This window comes from Mycobacterium sp. NGS49 (assembly GCF_059812565.1).
Map to the genome: position 1 here is coordinate 77,403 of NZ_JCALCX010000018.1, position 23,344 is coordinate 100,746.

Annotated in this window: 16 protein-coding genes and 3 pseudogenes; 9 read left to right on the forward strand and 10 right to left on the reverse strand. The window is 69.4% G+C overall.

Going from position 1 to position 23,344, the window contains the following annotated elements; translation table 11 throughout:
- Positions 1 to 16: 16 nt before the first annotated feature.
- From AC5Y7D_RS19645 to AC5Y7D_RS19655, 3 genes and pseudogenes are all read right to left on the reverse strand, one after another.
- Positions 17 to 1,537: an FMN-binding glutamate synthase family protein gene (locus tag AC5Y7D_RS19645; RefSeq protein WP_499926878.1), complete on the reverse strand. Its 1,521-nt coding sequence runs from the start codon at positions 1,535 to 1,537 to the stop codon at positions 17 to 19.
- Between the two features lie 78 nt (positions 1,538 to 1,615).
- Positions 1,616 to 3,373: a glycerol-3-phosphate dehydrogenase/oxidase gene (locus AC5Y7D_RS19650; RefSeq protein WP_499926880.1), complete on the reverse strand. Its 1,758-nt coding sequence runs from the start codon at positions 3,371 to 3,373 to the stop codon at positions 1,616 to 1,618.
- Positions 3,374 to 3,395: 22 nt separating this feature from the next.
- Positions 3,396 to 4,882 (reverse strand): annotated as a pseudogene (locus AC5Y7D_RS19655) (NAD(P)H-quinone dehydrogenase); the annotation flags it as partial.
- A gap of 58 nt (positions 4,883 to 4,940) precedes the next feature.
- Between AC5Y7D_RS19655 and AC5Y7D_RS19660 the strand changes: the two are divergent.
- A complete protein-coding gene (locus AC5Y7D_RS19660) occupies positions 4,941 to 5,426 on the forward strand; it encodes a gamma-glutamylcyclotransferase family protein (protein ID WP_499926882.1) in 486 nt (161 codons plus the stop codon).
- Between the two features lie 92 nt (positions 5,427 to 5,518).
- On the opposite strand, the gene AC5Y7D_RS19665 is transcribed toward AC5Y7D_RS19660, so the two are convergent.
- From AC5Y7D_RS19665 to AC5Y7D_RS19680, 4 genes are all read right to left on the reverse strand, one after another.
- On the reverse strand, positions 5,519 to 6,403 hold the full coding sequence (locus tag AC5Y7D_RS19665; protein WP_499926884.1) for an endonuclease domain-containing protein: 885 nt from the start codon (positions 6,401 to 6,403) through the stop codon (positions 5,519 to 5,521).
- A gap of 123 nt (positions 6,404 to 6,526) precedes the next feature.
- Positions 6,527 to 7,696, reverse strand: a complete 1,170-nt coding sequence (locus AC5Y7D_RS19670; RefSeq protein WP_499926887.1) for a M20 family metallopeptidase — start codon at positions 7,694 to 7,696, stop codon at positions 6,527 to 6,529.
- Positions 7,693 to 8,877, reverse strand: coding sequence for a M20 family metallopeptidase (locus AC5Y7D_RS19675; protein WP_499926889.1), 1,185 nt, complete (start codon positions 8,875 to 8,877; stop codon positions 7,693 to 7,695). Before AC5Y7D_RS19675 ends, AC5Y7D_RS19670 begins: the two co-directional genes overlap by 4 nt.
- A gap of 22 nt (positions 8,878 to 8,899) precedes the next feature.
- Positions 8,900 to 9,502 (reverse strand): cutinase family protein, encoded by a 603-nt coding sequence (locus tag AC5Y7D_RS19680; protein WP_499926945.1) that lies wholly within the window; start codon positions 9,500 to 9,502, stop codon positions 8,900 to 8,902.
- 129 nt (positions 9,503 to 9,631) lie between these two features.
- Between AC5Y7D_RS19680 and AC5Y7D_RS19685 the strand changes: the two genes are divergently transcribed.
- Both AC5Y7D_RS19685 and AC5Y7D_RS19690 read left to right on the forward strand, forming a co-directional pair.
- Positions 9,632 to 10,420, forward strand: coding sequence for a purine-nucleoside phosphorylase (locus AC5Y7D_RS19685; RefSeq protein WP_499926890.1), 789 nt, complete (start codon positions 9,632 to 9,634; stop codon positions 10,418 to 10,420).
- A gap of 3 nt (positions 10,421 to 10,423) precedes the next feature.
- The gene (locus tag AC5Y7D_RS19690) at positions 10,424 to 11,995 is read left to right on the forward strand and encodes a phospho-sugar mutase (protein ID WP_499926892.1); all 1,572 of its coding nucleotides are present in this window, start codon (positions 10,424 to 10,426) and stop codon (positions 11,993 to 11,995) included.
- A 1-nt stretch (position 11,996) separates the two neighbouring features.
- On the opposite strand, the gene upp is transcribed toward AC5Y7D_RS19690, so the two are convergent.
- The gene (gene upp, locus AC5Y7D_RS19695) at positions 11,997 to 12,620 is read right to left on the reverse strand and encodes a uracil phosphoribosyltransferase (protein WP_499926894.1); all 624 of its coding nucleotides are present in this window, start codon (positions 12,618 to 12,620) and stop codon (positions 11,997 to 11,999) included.
- A 91-nt stretch (positions 12,621 to 12,711) separates the two neighbouring features.
- Here upp and AC5Y7D_RS19700 point away from each other — a divergent pair, with 91 nt between their 5' ends.
- From AC5Y7D_RS19700 to AC5Y7D_RS19720, 5 genes and pseudogenes are all read left to right on the forward strand, one after another.
- A complete protein-coding gene (locus AC5Y7D_RS19700) occupies positions 12,712 to 13,575 on the forward strand; it encodes an alkaline phosphatase family protein (RefSeq protein ID WP_499926896.1) in 864 nt (287 codons plus the stop codon).
- 33 nt (positions 13,576 to 13,608) lie between these two features.
- Positions 13,609 to 14,913: a protein export chaperone SatS gene (gene satS / locus AC5Y7D_RS19705; RefSeq protein ID WP_499926898.1), complete on the forward strand. Its 1,305-nt coding sequence runs from the start codon at positions 13,609 to 13,611 to the stop codon at positions 14,911 to 14,913.
- 448 nt (positions 14,914 to 15,361) lie between these two features.
- Positions 15,362 to 15,832: pseudogene (locus tag AC5Y7D_RS19710) on the forward strand (PE family protein); the annotation flags it as partial.
- Positions 15,833 to 16,945: 1,113 nt separating this feature from the next.
- A pseudogene (locus AC5Y7D_RS19715) lies at positions 16,946 to 17,155 on the forward strand (PGRS repeat-containing protein); the annotation flags it as partial.
- 1,136 nt (positions 17,156 to 18,291) lie between these two features.
- Positions 18,292 to 18,762, forward strand: coding sequence for a PE family protein (locus tag AC5Y7D_RS19720; RefSeq protein WP_499926900.1), 471 nt, complete (start codon positions 18,292 to 18,294; stop codon positions 18,760 to 18,762).
- On the opposite strand, the gene AC5Y7D_RS19725 is transcribed toward AC5Y7D_RS19720, so the two are convergent.
- The gene (locus tag AC5Y7D_RS19725; RefSeq protein ID WP_499926902.1) at positions 18,759 to 19,649 is read right to left on the reverse strand and encodes an alpha/beta fold hydrolase; all 891 of its coding nucleotides are present in this window, start codon (positions 19,647 to 19,649) and stop codon (positions 18,759 to 18,761) included. The genes AC5Y7D_RS19720 and AC5Y7D_RS19725 overlap by 4 nt on opposite strands.
- Positions 19,650 to 19,664: 15 nt before the next feature.
- Positions 19,665 to 19,814, reverse strand: coding sequence for a hypothetical protein (locus tag AC5Y7D_RS19730; RefSeq protein WP_499926904.1), 150 nt, complete (start codon positions 19,812 to 19,814; stop codon positions 19,665 to 19,667).
- Positions 19,815 to 20,057: 243 nt separating this feature from the next.
- Between AC5Y7D_RS19730 and AC5Y7D_RS19735 the strand changes: the two genes are divergently transcribed.
- Positions 20,058 to 23,300 (forward strand): helix-turn-helix transcriptional regulator, encoded by a 3,243-nt coding sequence (locus AC5Y7D_RS19735; protein WP_499926906.1) that lies wholly within the window; start codon positions 20,058 to 20,060, stop codon positions 23,298 to 23,300.
- Positions 23,301 to 23,344: the final 44 nt, after the last annotated feature.

A 23,344-nucleotide genomic window follows, 5' to 3' on the forward strand; every position in this document is an offset into this window, starting at 1 on the left:
CGGCGCGCGGCGTGGATCAGCGCAGCCCGGTGTCGACCAAGCCGGACGGTCCGGGCAGACCCCAATCGGGCTGGTAGCCGAACAACACGTCTGCCCGGACCGACTGCAGGTCGACGTCAAGCATCTCGATGGCGTTCAGCGGAACCAGGGCGGGGTGCGGGTAACCGCACGCCCGGGCCAGGGACAACAGCTCGAAGCGCAAGGTGGCCAGATAGTTGGCGCAGCGCACCGACTTGAGCGCCGGATCAAGGCCGTGTTGCAGCCACGCCGACTGGGTGGCGACTCCGGTCGGGCAGCGCCCGGTGTGACAGCGCTGAGCCTGAATGCACCCGATGGCGAACATCGCGGTGCGGCCGACATTGACCATGTCGCAGCCCAGCGCCAGCGCCAGCAGGGCGTTCTCCGGGATTCCGAGCTTGCCCGAGCCGATGAACACCACGTCGTGGTGCAGGTCCTGTTCGGCGAAGGCCCGGTAGACCCGGGGGAACGCCCACTTGAACGGCAACGCGACGTGGTCGCTGAAAACCAGCGGCGCGGCGCCGGTGCCGCCCTCGCCCCCGTCGACGGTGACGAAGTCGACGCCCCTGCCGGTTTGCGCCATCCGCGCCGCCAACTCGGGCCAGAACGCGTCTTCTCCGACCGCCGACTTGATGCCCACCGGCAGCCCGGTGGCATCGGCGATGGTTTCGACGAACTCCAGCAGGCCGTCGACGTCACCGAACGCCGAGTGCCCGGCCGGGCTCTTGCAGTCGACCCCGACCGGGATGCCGCGGATCTGGGCGATCTCTTCGGTGACCTTGGCACCGGGCAGCATGCCGCCCAACCCCGGCTTGGCGCCCTGGCTCAGCTTGATCTCGATCGCCCGGATCGACGGGGTGGCGGCCACCCGGGCCACCAGTCGGGGCAGGCTGAAGGTGCCGTCGCCATTGCGGCAGCCGAAATACCCGGTGCCGATCTGCCAGATCAGGTCGCCACCGCACAGGTGATACGGCGACACCCCGCCCTCACCGGTGCTCTGCATGGCACCGGCCAGCGCCACGCCCTGGTTCAGCGCGGTGATGGCCGCGCCCCCGAGCGCCCCGAAGCTCATCCCCGACACGTTGATCAAGGACGACGGACGAAAAGCCTTGGCGCGCTTGCGCGCCCCCCCGAGCACCTTGGCCGCCGGCAACGGCAGCTTCGGATCGGGGTGGCTGGGCTCACCGTCCGGGGCCGAGACCGGGAACGCCGCATGCTTGATGATCGGGTAGTTGTGGACGCGTTCCAGATCGTTGTCGGTGCCGAAGCCGAAGTACCGGTTGCTCATCTTCGACGACGTGTACACCCAGCGACGCTGATCGCGGCTGAACGGCCGTTCGGCGTTGTTGTCGGTGACGATGTACTGCCGCAGCTCGGGCCCGACCGCCTCGAGGACGAAACGCAGGTGGCCCACGATCGGGTAGTTGCGCAGGATGGTGTGGCGGCGCTGCCATAGGTCCCAACCCGCCAAACCAGCCAGGCCCGATCCCAGGACAGCGCTCACGGAACGTCGTTTCACGCCCTCATGCTGACCCTGGCCACCGACCGACCGCTAGTGACCTCGGTCCTCGAAGGTCCTGGGAAGGTCCTCAATTGCTCAGTTGAGTGGCACCGGTTCGAGGATCTCGGCGCGCGCCTCGGGTGCACTGGCCCGCAACTCGTCGGCCGACACGTCGTCCGGCTGAGCCTGCGACAACACTTCGGCCTCGACCCGCGCCTTGTAGTTGGCGACCTCGCGGTCGATGTCGTCAGCGCTCCAGCCGAGCACCGGCGCCACCAGCTCGGCCACCTCGCGGGCACAGTCGACGCCGCGGTGTGAGTACTCGATGGAGATGCGCATCCGGCGGGCCAGGATGTCCTCGAGGTGCAGCGCACCCTCGGCCGCGGCGGCGTAAACGGCTTCCACCTTCAGATAGCCGGGCGCGTCCTTGATCGGGCCGAGCAGATCGGGATTGCCGGCTGCCATACCCAGCACACCGCCGATCAGCGAACCGTAGCGGTCCAGCAGATGGCGCACCCGGTAGGGGTGCAGCCCCTGCAGCGAACCGACATTCTCGGTCTGGTTGACCAGGGCGAAGTAGCCCTCGGCGCCCATCAGCGGCACCTTCTCGGTGATGGACGGCGCCACCCGCGCCGGGATGAATTCGGCCGCCGCGTCGATCGCGTCGGCTGCCATCACCCGGTACGTGGTGTATTTGCCGCCGGCGATGGCGACCAGACCGGCCGCCGGCACCGCCACCGCGTGCTCGCGCGACAGCTTGGAGGTGTCATCGCTTTCCCCCGCGAGCAACGGGCGCAGCCCGGCATAGACGCCGTCGATGTCGGCATGCGTCAACGGGGTGGCCAGCACCTCGTTGACGGTGGTGAGGATGTAGTCGATGTCAGCCTTGGTGGCGGCCGGGTGGGCCAAATCGAGATTCCAGTCGGTGTCGGTGGTGCCGATGATCCAGTGGTTGCCCCACGGGATGATGAACATCACCGACTTCTCGGTTCGCAGGATCATCGCGACGTCACTGACGATGCGGTCGCGGGGCACCACCACGTGCACGCCCTTGGATGCGCGCACCTTGAACCGCCCGCGCTGCTTGGACAACGCCTGAATCTCGTCGGTCCAGACTCCGGTCGCGTTGACCACCACGTGCCCACGGACTTCGGTCACCGACCCGTCCTCGGAGTCGCGCACCCGCACCCCGGTCACCCGGTCGCCCTCGCGCAGCAGTGCGACGACCTGGGTGGAACACCGCACCACGGCGCCGTAGTGTGCGGCGGTGCGCGCGACGGTCATGGTGTGGCGGGCGTCGTCGACCACGGTGTCGTAGTAGCGGATGCCGCCGATCAGGGAGCTGCGCTTGAGTCCGGGGCTCAGCCGCAGGGCACCGGCGCGGGTCAGATGCTTCTGCGCGGGAACCGATTTCGCTCCGCCGAGGGTGTCGTAGAGGAAGATTCCGGCCGCCATGTAGGGACGCTCCCACCAGCGCTTGGTCAGCGGGAACAGGAACGGCAACGGCTTGACCAGATGCGGTGCCAGCGTGGTCAGCGACAGCTCGCGTTCGAAGAGCGCCTCGCGCACCAGCCCGAACTCGAGTTGCTCGAGATAGCGCAGGCCCCCGTGGAACATCTTCGACGACCGGCTGGAGGTGCCCGACGCGAAGTCACGGGCTTCGACGAGCGCGACCTTGAGGCCGCGGGTGGCCGCGTCGAGCGCGCATCCGGAGCCCACCACACCGCCGCCGACCACCACCACGTCGAACTGCTCGGCACCCAGTCGCTCCCAGGCCAACGCACGTTGCTGAGGCCCCAGCGAGGAAGCCACCCAGGTCTGAGCGCTCTCCGGTGCTTGAATCGGGTTGCTCACGACGATGGACTCCTGTCGGTTTACTTGTCGGTGGGCGTTCGCCCAACCAGGCTAGTTCGTCGGCGGCTGTTGAGTCGGGCTTCAGTCCAGATCGTCATGCGCCATCAGGCGGCGGGCGGCCTCGGTGATCGAACCGGATAACGACGGGTAAACGGCAAGCGTCTGGGCCAACTCGTTGACCGTGATCCGGTTGGTCACGGCCACCGCGATCGGCAGGATCAGCTCTGAGGCGATGGGCGCGACCACCACGCCGCCGATCACCACGCCGGTGGACTTGCGACAGAAGATCTTGACGAAGCCCTGCCTCAGACCGGACATCTTCGCCCGGGCATTGGTGTGCAGCGGCAGCATGATGGTGCGCGCGCTGAACGAGCCGTCGTCGATGGCAGACTGCGGGACACCGACCGCGGCGATCTCGGGCCGGGTGAACACGGTCGCCGCCACCGTGCGCAGCCGGATCGGGTTCACGCCCTCGCCCAGAGCGTGGTACATCGCGATGCGGCCCTGCATGGCCGCCACCGAGGCCAGCAGCAGCAGGCCGGTGCAGTCCCCGGCCGCGTAGATGCCGGGCACCGACGTTCGCGAGACCCGGTCGACCTTGAGATAGTCGCCGGGCCCCAGGTCGATGCCGACGCGTTCCAGGCCCAGGCCGCCGGTGTTGGGCACCGAGCCGATGGTCATCAGCGCGTGGCTGCCCTCGATGGTGCGGCCGTCGGTCATCGTCACCAACACGCCTTGACCAGTCGCATTGCCGGTCCTGGTGACCGACTCGGCCCGTGCGTTCTTGACAAGATTGACGCCGCGTTCGGCGAACGACTCTTCCAGCACGGCGGCGGCGTCGGCGTCTTCGTAGGGCAGTACCCGGTCACGGCTGGCCGCCACCGTCACCGGCACTCCCAACTCGGTGTAGGCGTGTGCGAATTCGGCGCCGGTGACCCCGGAGCCGACCACGATGAGGTGCTCCGGCAACTCCTCGAGGTCGTAGAGCTGGCGCCAGGTGAGGATGCGCTCACCGTCGGGTTGCGCGGACGGCATGATCCGTGGGCTGGCACCGGTGGCGATGAGCACGAAGTCGGCGTCGTGCTCGGTGACGGTCCCGTCCGGAGCGGTCGCCCGCAGCCGGTGCCTGGCCAGGCCAGGAGTGGGATCGATGAGTTCGCCGCGTGCGTGAACCAACTGCACGCCCACCCTGCGCAGCTGGTCGGCAATGTCCGCCGACTGCTCCGCGGCAAGGTTGCGGACCCGGTCGTGGATCTGCGGCAGCAGGATCTTGGCGTCGTCGATGTCGATCTCGAAACCCAGCCGTGGCGCGCGACGCAGCTCGGTGCGCAGCCAGGTGGACGCGATGAAGGTCTTGGACGGCACACAGTCATCCAGCACGGCCGCGCCGCCGATGCCGTCGGAATCGATGATGGTGACATCCACCGAGCCGGGTTGCGCGTTGGCCGCCACCAGGGCCGCTTCGTAGCCGGCCGGGCCTCCACCGAGGATCACGATGCGGGTCACCACAGCCCATAACCTAGTCCGGCGGCGATGCTCTTTGCAGCGGGGCGTTTAAGCTTTCCCCGTGCCGCTCTACGCCGCCTACGGGTCGAACATGCATCCCGAGCAGATGCTCAAGCGTGCACCGCACTCGCCGATGGCCGGAACTGGCTGGTTGCCGGGGTGGCGGCTGACATTCGGCGGCGAGGACATCGGCTGGGAAGGCGCGCTGGCCACCATCGTCGAAGACCCGGGCTCGCGGGTGTTCGTCGTGCTCTACGACATGACACCGGCCGACGAGATGAACCTCGACCGGTGGGAGGGATCGGAGTTCGGCGTCCACAAGAAGATCCGCTGCCGGGTGGAGCGCGAATCGTCGGACACCGACATCGACCCGGTGCTCGCCTGGCTGTACGTACTGGACGGCTGGGAGGGTGGTCTCCCGTCGGCCCAGTATCTGGGTGTGATGGCCGACGCCGCCGAAATCGCCGGGGCGCCCGCCGATTACGTGCACGACCTGCGCACCCGGCCGGCCCGCAATATCGGCCCGGGGCCCAGCACCCAGGAGTAGTGCTGCTGCTCGCCTGCTCTCGCTCGCGAGCGTGCACAGTTGTACAGCGACACGCCGCCGCGACTGGCATTCTGCGCACGCTCGCGCTCAGGTTAAGCGGCTTTCGCGCGCTCGAGTCGCGACTCGATCCGGCGAACGAGTTGTGCGGGTTGATGCCTGACATCCGCGGCAATGATCGGGACGACTAACCAGCCCAGATCCTGCAGAGCCCCCGCACGCATGCGGTCTCGACGGAATGCGTCGGGGCTGCTGTGCCAGTCGACGCCGTCGTATTCGGCTGCGACGCAGAACTCGGGCCAGGCGAAATCCAGCCGCCAGACCCGGCGGTTCAGGTCCACGATTTCGTACTGCAGCACCGGCGGCGGCAATCCGCCGTCGAGCATGACCAACCGGGCCTCGCTCTCCATCGGCGACTCGGCCAATGGCGAAGCGAGAGCCAGCATTTCGCGGGCAGTGATGATGCCGCGACGGCCGCGTTGCAGGTCAAGGGTCCGGATCAGGCGCTGGCGGCTACAAGTCTTACTGCGCAGGGCGGCATCCAGGGTTGCGAGTGCCCGGGACCGGCGCAATCCGCGGGCTACCTCGATTGCCGTCCACTCGGGCGTCGTCGCCGGACGTCCCGCGAACACCGTCAGCGGCGCACCCTCGCGACGATGCACCACCAGGCCCTTGACCGATCGCAATTGTCGACCGTCGGGGTTGAGCACGTGCAGGTCCGCGGTCCGCTCGGTGTCGAAACCGTAGGCCGCCGCCGCGGTACCCATGCAGGCCGCTACGGTCGTGCCGGTGACCAAGTCCAGGCCGCGCAGACGGATGGCCGCGGTGTCGTCGCGGGCGTAGATTCCGTACCAAAGCCGCTGCAGTGCACCGCCCTTCAGGTGCGTGTCGAGCCCGCGGCGGGTAAGAAGCGTCAACGCCTGAGCAGCAGTCACGACGCCACCCTGCGCCTCCAGCAGGCGGTCGAGTTCGGTACTCATGCGAGTTATCGTCAGGGTGCCACCGGTCGGGCACAATTCAGTTGCCGAGGGCGCGCAAAGTGCCAGCCAGCGCCGCGTGTCGCCGTACAACTGTGCACGTTCGCGGCGGGGTCGGCCCGCGGCTCAGAAAGCCGCGGACTGCTCGATGATGTTGACCATCACCCGCACGCCGATGGCCAGCGCGCGCTCGTCGAGGTCGAACGTCGGCTGGTGCAGGTCAAGTTGCGGCCCGTCGCCCGACCACACGCCCAGCCGTGCCATCGCCCCGGGCACTTCTTCGAGGTACCAGGAGAAGTCCTCGCCGCCACCGGACTGCCGGGTATCGGCCAGCACATCGGGGCCGACGGCTTCGATGGCGTGAGTGAGGATGCGGGTCGAGACGTCCTCGTTGACCACCGGCGGCACCCCACGCCGGTACTGCAGCGTGTGCTCGATGGCCAGCGGCGCCAACAGGCCGGCGACGGCTTCCCGAATGATTGCCTCCAGGTCGATCCAGGTCTGCCGACTGGCCGTGCGCACGGTGCCGGCCAGCACACCGGACTGCGGAATCGCGTTGGGTGCCACGCCCGCATTGACCGCGCCCCACACCAGCACCGTGCTGTTGCGGGGGTCGATGCGACGGGACAGCACACCGGGCAGCCCGGTGATCACGGTGCCCAGCCCGTAGACCAGATCCGCGGTCAGGTGCGGGCGTGAGGTGTGCCCGCCGGGGGAATACAGCGTGATCTCGAGCTGGTCGGCCGCCGAGGTGATGGGCCCCAGCCGCACGGCAACCTTGCCGACCTCGAGCCGGGGATCGCAGTGCAGTGCGAAGATCCGCGACACCCCGGTGAGCGCGCCGGCCGCGATCGCGTCGATCGCACCGCCGGGCATCAGCTCCTCGGCAGCCTGGAAGATCAACCGCACCCCGACCGGCAGTTCGGGCACCGACGCCAGTGCCAGCGCGGTTCCCAACAGGATCGCGGTGTGCGCATCGTGACCGCAGGCGTGGGCGATGTTGGGCATCGTCGAGGCGTACGGCGCGCCGGTCCGCTCGGCCATCGGCAGCGCGTCCATGTCGGCACGCAACGCAATGCGCGGCTGATGCTCGGGGCCGAAATCGCAGGTCAGTCCCGTTCCTCCGGGTAGCACCTTCGGGTTCAGCCCGGCATCGGCCAGCCGCTCGGCGACGAACTGGGTGGTGGCGAACTCCTGACGCCCCAGCTCGGGATAACGGTGGATGTGCCGGCGCCAGTCGACGAGGTCGTCGTAGTGGGCGGCCAGCCACGATTCAGCGCTGTCGACCAGGCTCACGATGCGGCCACCCTGCGCTGCGCAGCCGCCAGCACCCGGTCCCGCTCACCCGGATCAGCGGCGAGCGCGACCACCGTGCGGGCCAGCATGATCGCTCCCTCGACCACCGCCCGGTCGGCGCTGGGCCCCGCCGCCGCGGCCGCGAAGGCGCGCTGGTGCACGGTCGCGCCACCGGCGTCGACCCCGATCACCGGATGGATACCGGGCAGCACGTGGGTCACGTTACCCATGTCGGTGCTGCCCAACGGCAGCGCCGCCTCCACCGCGGCCGGCACCGGTTCACGTCCGAGCCTGCGCATCTCCTCGCGGCACACGTCGGCCAGCCATTGGTCGGGCCGCAGCTCCGCGTACGGGGGCCCGGCCTCCTCGATCTCGTACTCGCAGCCGGCGGCCAGCGCGCCCGCGGAGAAGCAGGCATACATCCTGCCCTCCAGCTCGCGCAGCGAGTCGGACTCAACCGCGCGCATCGCGTACTTCAGCGCCGCCTGCCCCGGAATGACGTTGACCGCCTGGCCGCCCTCGGTGACGATGCCGTGCGTCATCTGCCCGGGCGCCAGGTGCTGACGCAGCAGTCCGATGGCCACCTGCGCGACCGTCACCGCGTCGGCGGCGTTGCGGCCCAGGTGCGGTGCAACCGCGGCGTGCGACTCCTTGCCCCGGTAGCGCACGTTGACTTCCGACAGCGCCAGCGACCGGGCCCCGGCGATGTCGGTGGGCCCCGGGTGCACCATCACGGCCACCGCGACGTCGTCGAACGTTCCGGCCCGCAGCATCAGCGCTTTGCCGCCGCCGGATTCCTCGGCGGGAGTGCCCAGCAGGGCCACGGTCAGCCCCAGTTCGTCGGCCACCTCGGCCAGCGCCAGGGCGGTTCCCACCGCCGCGGCCGCGATGATGTTGTGGCCGCAGGCGTGGCCGATCTCGGGCAGCGCGTCGTATTCGGCACATATGCCGACGACCAGCGGCCCGCTGCCGAAGTCGGCGCGGAACGCGGTCTCCAGACCGGCGACCGGGGACAGCTCGAAACCGCGTTGCGTAACAAGCTCTTTCGTCTTGGCGCAGCTGCGATATTCGCCGAATGCCAGCTCGGGATGCGCGTGGATGGCGTGGGACAGCTCGACCAGGTCACCACCGCGGCGCCGTGCTGTTGCCTCGACGCTGTCCAGTGGGCTGAGGGCGGGCATCCACGCAGTATCTCACCGCGGGTCAAACCCGTCCGGCGATGAACCCGGCCGCCTGTCCGGGGTACGGCGGCTCCTCGTAATCCCGGTGCGCAAGCCGGTCGCGGCCGCCGACGGTGCAGACCGGGTCACCGGGGCTGCACAGGTCGATCGCGCGGCCGGCGAACTGGCCGGTCGACGACAAGGGGACACCGAAGCGGATGCCGGGATTCCCGAACACCGCGACCGCGGCGATTCTGTCCGCGAGCACCGGATCGAGCTGCGGCGCCGACCCGAAGTCACCGACGCTGTTGCCCAGCGGCGGCACCCCTGCCAGCATCGATACCGCGGCGGCGCCCTGCGAGAAGCCGCCCAGCACGATCCGTGTTTTCGGGCACTGGTCGGCCATCCAGCCGATGTGGTCGCGCGCGTCGTTGGCCGCGTCGGCGGTGGTCAGGAAGTTGTAACTGGCCGCATAGTTCACCGGGTACACGCCCAGGCTGCGGGCGCCCAGGGCCGGCCGCAGCGCGGCCTCCAGCGCGTCGCCGACCCGGCCCATACCGGGCGGTTCAGCGGTTCCGCGAGCGAAGACGAGCTCGACATTGGGACAATCGTCTGCCTGCGCCTTCGGCATCGGCCCGCCGAGCATCGCGGCGGCCGCCAGCACGCCGGCCAAGACGGCAGCCGCGCCGGAAAGGAAAGGCGATTTGTAGTGCCGCACAGCGCAGATCATCACACACGCCGGGCGGCGCCGCCCCGGCAAGTAGTCTCGCCCAGTGTGACCAGCGACCTCGCAGCCCAGGCGGCCGGTGTCATCGCCGAACGCACCGGAATCGCCGAGCACGACGTCGCGGTGGTGCTGGGGTCGGGGTGGTCACCGGCCGTCGCCGCGCTGGGTTCCCCGACCGCCGTGTTGCCCCAGGCCGAGGTCCCCGGGTTCGCACCACCCAGGGCGGCGGGGCATGCCGGGGAGATCTTGTCGGTGCCGGCCGGCGGTCACCGGGTGCTGGTGCTGGCCGGGCGCATCCACGCCTACGAGGGGCATGACCTGCAGCACGTGGTGCACCCGGTCCGGGCGGCCTGCGCGGCCGGGGCACGCATCGTCGTGCTCACCAACGCCGCGGGCGGCCTGCGCACCGACATGCAGGTCGGACAACCGGTGCTGATCAGTGACCACCTGAACCTGACGGCCCGGTCGCCGCTGGTGGGAGCGCAGTTCGTCGACCTGACCGACGCGTACGCGCCGCGCCTGCGCGCGCTGGCCCGCGCCTGCGACCCGGGGCTGGCCGAAGGCGTGTACGCCGGCCTGCCGGGACCGCATTACGAGACGCCCGCCGAGATCCGGATGCTGCGTGTGTTGGGCGCCGACCTGGTGGGCATGTCGACGGTGCACGAGACCATCGCCGCGCGGGCCGCCGGCGCCGAGGTGCTGGGGGTATCGCTGGTGACCAACCTGGCGGCCGGCATGACCGGTGAACCGCTGAGCCATGCCGAGGTGCTGGCCGCCGGCGCCGCATCCGCCGCCCGGATGGGCTCGCTGCTGGCCGACGTGATCGCCCGGTTCTGATCCGTGGATCCGCAGGACTGGATCGCCCACGACCCCGATCCACAGACGGCCGCCGAACTCGCCGCGCTGGATCCCGCTGAACTCGCGGCCCGGTTCGCGCGCCCACTGACGTTCGGCACCGCGGGCCTGCGCGGCCCGGTGCGCGGCGGGCCGGACGCGATGAACCTGGCCGTGGTGTTGCGGGCCAGCTGGGCGCTGGGCCGGGTACTGGGGCCCCCCGCGGCGGTGATCGTGGGTCGCGACGCCCGCCACGGCTCAACCGAATTCGCGACGGCTACGGCAGAAGTGCTTGTTGCACAGGGGTTTTCGGTGACATTCCTGCCCGATCCGGTGCCCACGCCGGTGCTCGCCTTCGCGGTGCGCGCCACCGGGGCGGCGGCGGGCGTACAGATCACCGCGTCGCACAATCCCGCGATCGACAACGGTTACAAGGTGTATCTCGACGGCGGCATCCAGATCGTCTCGCCCACCGACCGCCAGATCGAGGCCGCCATGAAGACCGCTCCCCCGGCCGACCAGATTCCCCGGACCGCCATCGCACCGGCCGACACCGATCTGGTCGAGCGGTACATCCGCCGCGCGGCGGGGGTGCGGCGCGGCGCCGGTTCGGTCCGGGTGGCCCTGACGGCGATGCACGGCGTGGGCGGCGCGATAGCTTTCGAGACCTTGCACCGGGCCGGATTCGACGACGTGCACGTGGTCGGCGCGCAGTTCGCGCCGGACCCCGACTTCCCGACCGTCGCATTCCCCAATCCCGAGGAACCCGGCGCCGCCGACGCGCTGCTCGCCCTGGCCGCCGACGTCGGCGCCGATGTCGCCATCGCGCTGGATCCCGACGCCGACCGGTGCGCGGTGGGGATACCGACCGCATCGGGCTGGCGAATGTTATCGGGCGACGAAACCGGTTGGCTGCTGGGCGATTACATCCTGTCGCAGGCGCGGGGCGGGCCACCGGCCCGCAACAGAATCGTGGCCAGCACGGTGGTGTCCTCCCGCATGCTGGCCGCGATCGCCGCGCACCACGGCGCGGTGCACGTCGAGACCCTCACCGGGTTCAAATGGCTGGCGCGCGCGGACGCAGAGCGTCCCGGGACATTGGTCTACGCCTACGAGGAAGCGATCGGGCACTGTGTCGACCCGCAGGCGGTGCGGGACAAGGACGGCATCAGCGCCGCGGTGTTGGTGTGTGACCTGGTGGCCTCGCTGGACAGCGGTTCGGTGCCTGAGCTGCTGGACGAACTGGCCCGGCGTTACGGCGTGCACGAGGTTGCCGCGGTACCGCGCCGCGTCGCCGACGCGGAGGAGGCGGCGGCCGTGCTGCGCCGGTTGCGCCGGGCGCCGCCGGATCGGCTGGCCGGTTTCGCCGCCACCCAGGCCGACATCGCCGACGCCCTGATCCTCACCGGCGGTGACGACGACACGACGGTGCGCGTGGTCGTGCGACCCTCGGGCACCGAACCAAAGGTGAAGTGCTACGTGGAGGTTCGGTGCGCGGTGCACGAAGGTTTGGCTGCCGCCCGGCAGCGGGCCGCAGCGCTGCGCGCGGAGCTGGTCACGACGATTCGACAGTGGTGAGTCAGCGCGGCCCGAACTGACGGTCGCCCGCGTCGCCCAGCCCGGGCACGATGAAGGCGGTCTCGTTGAGTCCGTCGTCGATCGCCGCGGTGTAGAGCCGCGCGTTCGGCGCCACCTTCTCTACGGCGGCGATGCCTTCCGGCGCCACGCACACACACAGCAGGATGATGTCGGTGGCCCCCCGGGCCACCAGCAGACCGATCGTGTAGACCATCGACCCGCCGGTGGCCAGCATCGGGTCCAGAATCATCACCGGCAGATCGGCGAGGTCGTCGGGCAGCGACTCGAGATACGGCACGGGCTGATGCGTCTTCTCGTCGCGGGCCACGCCGACAAAGCCGACGTGCGCCTCTGGCAGCGCCGCGTGCGCCTCGTTGACCATGCCGAGCCCGGCCCGCAGCACCGGCACCAACAGCGGCGGCTTGGCGAGGCGCACCCCGGCGGTCTCGCCGACGGGCGTGCGAATCGCGACCGGCACGGTGGGCGCATCACCGGTGGCTTCGTAGAGCAGTACCAGCGTCAGCTCTCGCAACGCGGCCCGGAAGGCGGCGTTGTCGGTGCGCTCATCACGCAGCACGGTCAGCCGCGCCGCTGCCAAGGGATGGTCGATGACGTGGATGTCCACTGGGTGACTCTATATAACAATCGGATCCAGTCCTGCTGACACGCGCCTTTCGGCGGCGCCGGCGGGTCCGGACCACCCATATACTCCCGGCATGCGGGGGCTCGGACGGCATCTGACCAGGCTGTTTTGCGCCTTGGCGGCATTGTGCACGGCGCTGGCGCCGGCTCCCCGCGTGACGCCGGCCGCGGCGGCGCTGCCGGCGTATACGCACGTGGTGGTAGTGGTGGAGGAGAACCGCTCGCAGGCCAACATCATCGGCAACAAGGCGGCGCCGTTCATCAACGCACTGGCCGCCGGCGGCGCCATGATGGCGCAGTCGTTCGCCGAGACGCATCCGAGCGAACCGAACTATCTGGCCCTGTTCGCCGGCAACACCTTCGGGCTGACCAACGACAGTTGCCCGGTCAACGTCGGCGCCCAACCGAACCTGGCTTCAGAGCTGCTGGCCACCGGCCATACCTTCGGCGGCTACTCCGAGGACCTGCCTGCGGTCGGCTCGACGGCCTGCAGCGCCGGAAAGTACGCACGCAAGCATGTGCCCTGGGTCAACTTCAGCAACGTCCCCCCTACGGTTTCGGTGCCGTTCTCCGCCTTCCCGCAGCCGAACAATTACCCGAGCCTGCCGACCGTGTCATTCGTCATCCCCAACAACGACAACAACATGCACGACGGCTCGATCGCCCAGGGCGACGCCTGGCTGAACAGCCGGATGTCGGCATACGCGACCTGGGCGAAGGCCAACAACAGCCTGCTGATCGTCACGTGGGACGAGGACGACGGCGGCCCGCGCAATCAGATCCCCACGGTGTTCTACGGTGCGCACGTGCGGCCCGGCAGCTCGAACGAAACCATCAGCCACTACAACGTGCTTTCGACGCTGGAGGAGATGTACGGGCTGCCCAAAACGGGCTACGCAGCGAATGCTCCGGTGATCGCAAGTATTTGGGGCGGGTAAGCACCGACAGGCCGGGTCGCTATTGTGTGCCGCATGGCTGCTGACCTCGTGCCCATCCGCCTGAGCCTGTCCGAAGGTGACCGCTACACGTTGTGGGCGCCGCGCTGGCGCGACTCCGGGGACGAGTGGGAGGCGTTCCTGGGCAAGGACGAAGACCTGTACGTCTTCGACAGTGTTGCGGACCTGGTCGCGTTCGTCCGCAGCGATGACGACAACGATCTGGTCGACCACCCCAGCTGGAAGGACATCAAGGAGGCGCACGCACACAAACTGGACCCGGCGCAGGACAGACTGTTCGATCTGGTGGCCGTCGAGGAGCTGGTGGCCGAAAAACCCAACGAGGAGTCGGTGACCGCGCTGGCCGGGACGCTGGCGATCGTGTCGTCCATCGGGTCGGTGTGCGAGCTGCCGGCGGTATCGAAGTTCTTCAACGGCAACCCCACCCTGGGCACCGTGTCCGGCGGTATCGAGCACTTCACCGGCAGGGCCGGGCAGAAACGGTGGGATGCCATCGCCGAGATCATCGGACGCAGCTGGGATGACGTGCTCAAGGCCATCGACGACGTGGTCAGCACGCCCGAGGTGGACGAGAAGCTGTCCGAGCGCGCCGCCGAAGAGCTCGAGGAGGAAGTCGAGCAAGACGAGGTCGAGGAGACCGACGAGGCCGAAGACAGCGCTGAGGAGTCCGCCGAGGAAGCGGACGACAGCGAGGGAGACGACGAAGAAGACGAGGACGCGGAAGACGAGGAAGAGGACCGCGCCGAGGGCGACACCGTCGTGCTGGGCACTGACGAAGACTTCTGGGCGCAGGTGGGCATCGACCCGATCCGGATCATGACCGGCGCCGGCACCTTCTACACGCTGCGCTGCTACCTCGACGACCGTCCGATCTTCCTCGGCCGCAACGGCCGCATCAGCGTGTTCACCTCCGAGCGGGCACTTGCCCGCTACCTTGCCGACGAGCACGACCACGACCTGTCGGATCTGGCGACCTACGACGACATCCGCACCGCCGCCACTGACGGCTCGCTCAAGATCGACATCACCGACGAGAATGTCTACGTGCTCAGCGGGCTGGCCGACGACTTCGCCGACGGCCCCGAGGCGGTTGACCGCGAGCAGCTCGAACTGGCCGTCGAACTGCTGCGCGACATCGGCGACTATTCCGAGGAGAGCACCGTCGAGAAGTCGCTGGACAAGGGCAAGCCGCTGGGCAAGCTGATCACCTACGTGCTCGAGCCCGACTCGGTGAGCAAGCCCGCGGGGCCATACGCCTCGGCGGTGCGGGCCTGGGAGAAGCTGGAAAGCTTTGTGGAGTCGCGGCTCAGGCGCGAATAGCGCGCGAGCCGGCTGCGAGCCGCGGATTGACCACGACGGACCCGTGACCGGGCTGCCGCTGCTGCCATCCCGTCGCTGGACCAGATTTTCAACTCCGCGACGGACAACCTGACTCCCTGCGGTAGAAGTCACGCGCTTCGTTACCTCGTTTTTGTGCTGCTTCCGATCACGAGGCACTCACGATTCATCTGCCATTCACATTGGGTGCGATATTCGGCGCCTCGCCGACTCACACGCCACACCCGCTAGAATCGCGTTGCAATCTTCCGATATTGAATATGGTCGGCGATAACATCCCCCATTGGGCGGAAATTCCATTCCTTGGCAATGAGTCTGCCCAATTGAGCAACGCACCAGGCGACGCAGCTATACGATTCGCCTCGGCCTTTTCGCGGGTACTCAAGAAATGCGAGGCACGATGCACTTTGTGATCACCGCGCCAGAGTTTATGGCGGACGCTGCTGTTGATCTGGCGGAACTAGGAGCGACGATCAACGGTGCCAATGCCGCAGCGGTCGCCCCGACGACGAAATTGGCAGCCGCGGCAGCCGATGAGGTTTCCACCCAGATCGCCGCGCTTTTTGCCGCACACTCGAGGCAATACCAGTCGCTCAGCGCGCGGGCGGCGGCATTTCATGTCGAGTTCGTGCAGGCCTTGGCCGCGGGGGCCCGCTCTTATGCCGGCGCCGAGGCGGCCAACGTCACGCCGCTGCAGCCGGTGCTCGACATCGTCAACGCGCCCACGCAGACATTATTGGGACGTCCACTCATCGGCAACGGCGCAGACGGCACAGCACCGGGCCAGGCCGGCGGCGCCGGCGGGTTGTTGTACGGCAATGGCGGCAATGGCGCGGCCGGCGTCAATCCCGGCGTGGCGGGCGGTGCCGGAGGCGCCGCCGGCCTGATCGGCAACGGCGGATGGGGCGGTGTCGGCGGGCCGGGGGCAGCCGGCGGAGCCGGCGGAGCCGGGGGTTGGCTGTACGGCAATGGCGGTGCCGGGGCGGCCGGCGGGAACGGCGCCGCAGGCCTGCCGGGCTTCAACGGCTCCAACGGCGGCAACGGTGGCAGTGGTGGGGCTGCCGGCTGGTGGGGCATCGGCGGGGCGGGCGGGGCCGGGGGCACCGGGGGCACCGCCGGTGGAGACCCCGGCGCTACCGGGGTCATCGGCCTGAACGGCGGCACCGGCGGCATTGGCGGAAGCGGCGGGGCCGGCGGGTGGCTCTTCGGCGACGCCGGATCCGGTGGTCACGGCGGGTTAGGCGGCGACGGCAATTTTGCGAATGGCGGCGGGTGGAGTGGCCGCGGTGGCGACGGTGGTTCCGGTGGTGCTGCCGGGCTGTTCGGTGCCGGCGGGGCGGGCGGGACGGGTGGCGCCGGCGGCCCCAGCGGCGCCCAGGGTGGGGGTGACGGCGGTAATGGCGGCAACGGCGGCCGCGGTGGCTGGCTGAGCGGAGTCGCGGGTACCGGCGGCGACGCCGGAATCGGTGGCGGCGCCGACAGTGCCTCGTATGGCTTTTTCCCCGGCAGCGGCGGGACTGGCGGCAACGGCGGTGCCGCCGGTTTGTTCGGTAACGGCGCGGCCGGTGGTGCCGGCGGAGCGGGTGCAGCAACCTATTTCTACACGAGCCGAGGTGGTGCCGGCGGTGCCGGCGGGGCCGGCGGATGGTTAATCGGCAACGGCGGAGTGGGCGGGCACGGCGGAGACGCCGGCGTCTCCCTCGGCACCTCGGTGGGACCGGGCAACGGAGGCAATGGCGGTTCCGGCGGTATCGGTGGTGGCATCTTCGGCAACGGCGGAGCGGGTGGCGCCGGCGGCGCGGGGGGTGCAGCTACCGGTGGTAGCTACACCGGCGGCAATGGCGGCCAGGGCGGCAATGGCGGATCAGCCCAGCTGATCGGCGCCGGCGGTATCGGCGGAACTGGCGGGACTGCCGGTTCCAACACGTTCGGTGGGCTGCCCGGATGGGCTGGCGGCGCCGGCAGCGCGGGCGCCGGTGGGCGGCTGTATGGCGGTGGCCCCGTTCCAGACATTCTCGGCCGCCCACTGATCGGTGACGGAGCCGCTGGGGCGCCGGGCACCGGCCAGGACGGCGGCGACGGCGGATGGTTGTTCGGCAACGGTGGCGCCGGTGGGTCCGGCGCACCGGGGCAGGCTGGTGGTGCCGGTGGTGCTGCCGGACTGATCGGCAACGGCGGAGTCGGCGGAGCCGGCGGCGTGGGGGCCAATGGCGGAACCGGCGGTGCCGGCGGGTGGTGGTACGGCAACGGCGGGGCGGGCGGCAACGGCGGCGCCGGCGCACCGGGCGTCCCGGGCACCAACGGGACCAACGGCGGCAACGGGGGGGCCGGAGGCGCCGCCAGGTTCTGGGGCACCGGAGGGGTCGGCGGACAAGGCGGGACCGGCGGACCGGGCGGCGGGTCCAACACGACGGACCCGAATCTATTCGGTTTCAACGGCGGCAACGGCGGCACGGGCGGTGACGGCGGGGCCGGCGGCTGGCTGTTCGGCAACGCGGGCGGTGGCGGACAAGGCGGACTCGGCGGAGACGCGAGTGACGCGACGTTCGGTTACTACGCCGGTGCCGGCGGTGCCGGCGGCCACGGTGGCGCAGCCGGGCTGTTCGGCGCAGGCGGGGCGGGTGCGGTCGGCGGCATCGGCGGCGAAGGCTACCTGAACGGCGGCTACGGCGGCAGGGGCGGCAATGGCGGATCTGGCGGGTGGTTCACCGGCGCCGCGGGAGTGAGCGGGGTCGGCGGGACCGGTGGCTATGGAGGCTACATCGGCGGCTACGGCGGCAGCGGGGGCACGGGCGGCATCGTCGCGTTGATCGGTGATGGCCAGGCCGGCGGGGCCGGCGGCGCCGGCGGCGGAAGCCTCTACTACATCGGCGGTACCGGCGGCAGCGGAGGCACCGGGAGCGCCGGCGGATTGCTCATCGGTAGCGGCGGGGCTGGCGGGAGTGGAGGGATTGGCGGTACCACGACGTCACCCGGCGGGTTCACTGGCGGCACCGGCGGAGCCGGCGGCAGCGGCGGAGCGGCCGGCTGGCTCTACGGGACCGGCGGTAATGGCGGCGGCGGTGGTGCAGGCAACCCCGGCTATGCCGGCGGCGCATCCGGCGGCAACGGCGGCAACGGCGGCTACGGCGGCGCCGCGGCGCTGATCGGCGCCGCCGGATCCGGTGGCACCGGCGGGGTCGGCGGTGCCGCGGGTACGGATGGGTTGCTATAGCGGCAGTACAGCGGGCTACAAGGCCGACAACCCCCGGCGTCTCGAAGAGATGTCGATTGGACCACGACTGAGCGGCGCACAGGTGCTGCACTTGCCCCGATCGGCTCGGCACTGTTTGCATGATCGCCATGTCCGCGGTAGTCGCCGTGCCGGACCTGCTCGCCCAGGCCGCAACCCAGGTGGCGACCATTGGTCACGCGCTCGGCGCGGCGAACGAGACGACAGCCGCCGCCACCCAAGCGGTGCTGCCCGCGGCCGCCGATGAGGTGTCAGCGTCCGTCGCGCAGCTGTTTTCCCGCTTCGGCCAGGACTATCAAACTGCGGCCGGGCAAGCCGCGGCTTACCAGCAACAGTTCGTCCAGCATCTCACCGCGGCAGCGAATTCGTACGCCGCCGCCGATGCCGCCAACGCGTCGTTGTTGCAGCCCGCGACCGCCGCCGCAATCCCCTCATTCGACCAATTGCTCTCATCGCTGATCGACACGGTGACGGGGTTGTTCTGGCAAACGTTGGCCTTTCTCTATTATTTGGGTTTTCTGCTGCTCATCCCGATTTATGCCGCGCTGGCGTTGTGGCTGCCGGTCGCCTTTGTGGGTTCGCTTTTCGGACTGACCTAGATCTCGGCCGCGCAGGCGGCAAGAATCGCGTCCCCGTCCTCGATGTTGAAATGGCCCTTCCCTTCGGCCCAGTGCAGATCCACGTTGGGGATGGCCTGCTCGAGGTAATGCCCCATCGCACGCGGAATGAAGGAGTCGCGGTCACCCTGCCAGATATGGGTGGGCACGGCGATCTCGCCGACCCCGAAGTTCCACGGCCGGTACTCGAGGAACGATTCGTAGGCAGCGCCGCGACCGCCTTGCCGGAACGCTTCGAGTTGGACGGCGCGGAAGTGCCTCAGGAAGAGTTCGTCTTGCAGGCGCTGCCTGTCCACCTCGGGCAGCGACGCCGTCACCAGCCGGCAGAACAACCCTGGCCAGTACTTGGCGCACCAGCCCAGCGGGGCGAATGCCGCGTTGAACGTCCAGGATCCGCGCCGCGCGAGGTAGCTGTAGCAGCGGTCGGCCGTGTTGAGGGCGCTCACGATCTCGGGCGTTGCCAGTGGCCCCCACGGCCCGAGCGCGCCGACGAACCGCAGCCGCGACGGCGGGATCAGTGCACCGCAGGCGAACAAGTGCGGTCCGGCGCCCGAGTGCCCGACGACACCGAATTCGTCCGTCCCGAGGGCATCAGCCAGCGCGCACACGTCGGCCGGCCAATCGGCGAAGGTGCGTCCCCGCTGGAATGTCGAACGCCCGAATCCGGGGCGGTCGACCGCGATCAGCCGGAAGCCGGTGCGCTGCGCGGCGCGGTCGGCGAACGCACCTTCGAGTCGAGAGCTGGGCGTGCCGTGGAAGTAGAACGCGGGATACCCGGTGGCGTCGCCCCACTCCAGGTAGGCCAGCTCACGGCCGTCGGGCAGAAGATGCAGTTGTGCCTCGCCGGTGCGAATGCGCTCGGGCAGCACACCGACGATGATATTTCAGAAACGGTCCATCGCGCGGGACATGCTCGAGGACTCGAGGAACGCGTAACGCTTCGGCTGGGACTGCCGCTTGGCGGCGCGCCTCGGGGTCGGGCCCTCACCGTCGAGACCGAGGATGGCGGTGGCGCGGGTGCGGATCTTGCTCACTGGTGTTTCCTTCGTTGGTCGGCTCGAATGGCTCGAAAGGTTCGATGAACCAACTGTCGCGTGTGCGAACCGTCCACAGCATCGGCTGTTCTACGTATTTCGGTTTGCGGGGGTCGTAGGTTTTGCGGGGGTGCGAGCCCGCCATACGTACTTCCGCTCAGATCTGGTGCCCGGAGCGGTCCAACCTGGCTACCATGAGCGGGACCCACTCTCTCCGCGACGGGCCAACGGGAGCGTGACGAGTTGCTGACCGGTACGGTGACGCTGCTGGTAGCCGATATTCAGGGTGCGACGCGGGCGCAACCGGGGCAGCCTGCCCAGGCAATGCGCGCCTTCGAGCTGCTGGACCGCACCCTGACGGAGCTGATCACCACCTACGGCGCCGCCCGGCCGATCGGGCATTGCGAAGATCACCGCTTCGTAGTCGCCTTCGGGCGAGCCGGCGACGCGGTGGCCTGCGCGCTGCAGTTGCAGTTGACGGAGCTGGACCCGATTCGGTTGCATATCGGCCTGCACACCGGCGATGCGCAGTTGAGCGAGGACGCCACCGGTTATGTCGGCACCACCCTCACCCGGGCCGGCCGGCTGCGGGACCTGGCCCACGGTGGGCAAACGCTGCTGTCGTCCATCACCGCCGACATGGTCGCCGAACAGCTTCCGGCCAAGGCCTGGCTGCGCGACTGCGGCGCACACCAGCTGCGCGACCTGGCCGCCGCGGAACCGGTCCACCAGCTGTGCCATCCGGACCTGCACAACGACTTCCCGCCGCTGTGCACGGCGCACAGCGGCGGGCCGGCCCCACTTCCGGTGCACCTGACCAACTTCGTTGGCCGCAACCGCGAGACGGCCGAGGTGACCGCGATCCTGCAGAACAGCCGGCTGGTGACCCTGATCGGCGCGGGCGGCATCGGCAAGAGCCGCCTTGCCGTCCAGGTCGCTGCCCAGTCGGCGTCGGCGTTCCCCGACGGCATGTACTACGTCGACCTCGAGCCGGTAGCCAGTCTGGACTTTGCACCGGCCGCGGTGACGCGAGCTCTTGGAGTCCCGGACCAGTCCGGTCGCTCGGTGGACGAAGCGGTGCTAAGTCACCTTGGCCAGCGCCGGGTGTTGATTGTCTTGGACAATTGCGAGCACCTGCTCGACAGCGCCGCCCGGCGGATCGGAGGGCTGCTGCGCTCCTGCACCGGGGTGACGATGCTCGCCACCAGCCGCGAGCCACTGGCGGTGGCCGGCGAAGTGATATGGCGGGTACCGCCGCTGTCCTACGACGACAGCATCGCCTTCTTCGCCGACCGGGCACGCATCGCCCGGCCCGAATTCGTCATCACCGACGACGACGCAGCCCTGGTCGGCGAGATCTGCCGGAGGCTGGACGGAATACCGCTGGGGATCGAGCTCGCGGCCGCGCGGGTGCGCTCACTTTCCCTCCCCGAGATCGTATCGGGCCTCGAGGACAAGATCCGGCTGCTCACCGGTGGTGCGCGCACCGGGCTGCGTCGCCACCAGACGTTGCGGGCGTCGATAGCCTGGTCGCACGGACTGTGCAGCGATGCCGAACAAGTGCTGTTTCGTCGGCTGGGGGTTTTCGGCGGCACCTTCGACCTCGATGCGGCGCACGCCGTCGCCGGCTCGCCGGACATGTCGCGTTATCAGGTGCTCGACGGCTTGTCATCGTTGGTCGACAAGTCGCTAATTGCGGCGGAGAGTTCGCCCGGCCGCACCCGTTACCGGCGGTTCGAGGGAATCGGTCAGTTCGCGATGGAGCGGCTCGCCGAGGCAGGAGAAGTCGAAGCCACGCGTACGCGTCACGCCGCGCACTACCTATCCATGGCGGTGGTGCTCGACAGTCCCGGACGCAGCGACTACCTGGGCCTGCTGCACGGCATCGAGACCGAAATCGACAACCTGCGTGCCGCGCTGGCCTGGTATCGGGACAGTTCCGAAATCGAATCGGCGTTCATGCTGGCGTCGGCCCTGCAGCCGTGGTGGCTTGCCGGGGGGCGCATCGCAGAGGGTCGTCAATGGTTCGAATCCCTTATGGCACAGGCAGATACGGACGGCATCGAGGTGGCTGCCGCGGTGCGGGCCCGCGCGCTGGCCGACAAGGCCGTTCTGGGCATGTTCGCGGACGCCCCCGCCAGCATCGTGGAGGCTCAACAATCGCTGAAGATCGCCCGCGAACTCGACGACGCGGCGTTGACCGCCCGTGCCCTCACGGCGTGCGGCCTGACCGCCGGCTTCAACTACCAAACCGATTCGGTCCAGACCTATTTCGGCGAGGCGGCCCGCGTCGCTCGCCTCCTGGGAGACCGCTGGCGGCTCAGCCAGATCCTGAGCTGGCAAAGCAGCGCGGCGATCGTCGCCGGCGACGCCAACGCGGCGCACGCGCTGGGCAGCGAGGGGCGGGATCTGGGTGACCTGATCGGGGATCGGATCGGGTCGCGTCAGTGTCGCTTGGCGGTGGCCTATGCACAGTTGTGGCAGGGCGACCTAGCCGGAGCGGCCGCACAGTTCGGCGACCTCGTCGAAGACGGCCCCGAGGCGGACGTTTTCACCTCGCTGAGCCTCAAAGGCCTGGGCGATGCCCTGGCCTACCAGGGCGACGTGAGTGGCGCCCGGGCGGCCAGCGAGGCCGCCATCGATGCAGCCGCCGAACTCGGCGAATACTTTGTGGGACTCGGCTATTCGACGCTGGCGCTGGCCGCTCTGGCCAGTGGCGACGTGGGCACGGCGAGCGAGGCGGACAACAAGACCTGGCAGAACCTCAACGTTCAACCCCAAACCGCAAACTTCTGGCGCGCCATCCGGGCCGAGGTCCAACTGGCATGCGGAGACATCGCGGCCGCCCGCCAGTGTGTTGACGAGGGCGTGGCAACAACCTCGGGCTGGCACCTGTCGTTGGCGCTGACGACACGCTGCCGCGTAGCGATGGCACAGAATGAACCCGACCAGGCCCGGCGCGACGCGTACGACGCACTGTCGCGCGCCGCCGAATCCGGGGCCCACAACTGTGTTCCGGCAATCCTCGAGTGCCTGGCGCGTCTGGCCCTCGACGACGCCGACCACCGCGAGGCGGCCCGCCTGTTCGGTGCGGCCGACGCGCATCGGCGGCGTACCGGTTCGCTGCGTCTGAAGATCTACGACGGCGACTACGAGTCGTCGCTGGATGCCCTGCGAGCCGCCCTGGGCGACGACGAGATGGCCGGCGCCTGGGCTGAAGGGGCTGAGCTGTCCACTTCCGACGCGATCACCCACGCGCAACGCGGCCGGAGTGAACGCAGGCGAGCAACCAGTGGCTGGCCATCATTGACCCGCGCCGAGTTGGACGTGATACACCTTGTCAAGGAAGGGCTTTCGAACCGGGACATTGCCGAGCGGCTCTTCGTTTCACCACGTACCGTGCAGACCCACCTCACCCACGTCTACACCAAGCTCGGTTTCAGCTCCCGGGTCCAGCTCGCCCAGGAGGCGGTCCGGCAGTCCTGACGGCGGGCGGCCGTGCTGTACGATTCCGGTTCTTCTGATGCTCA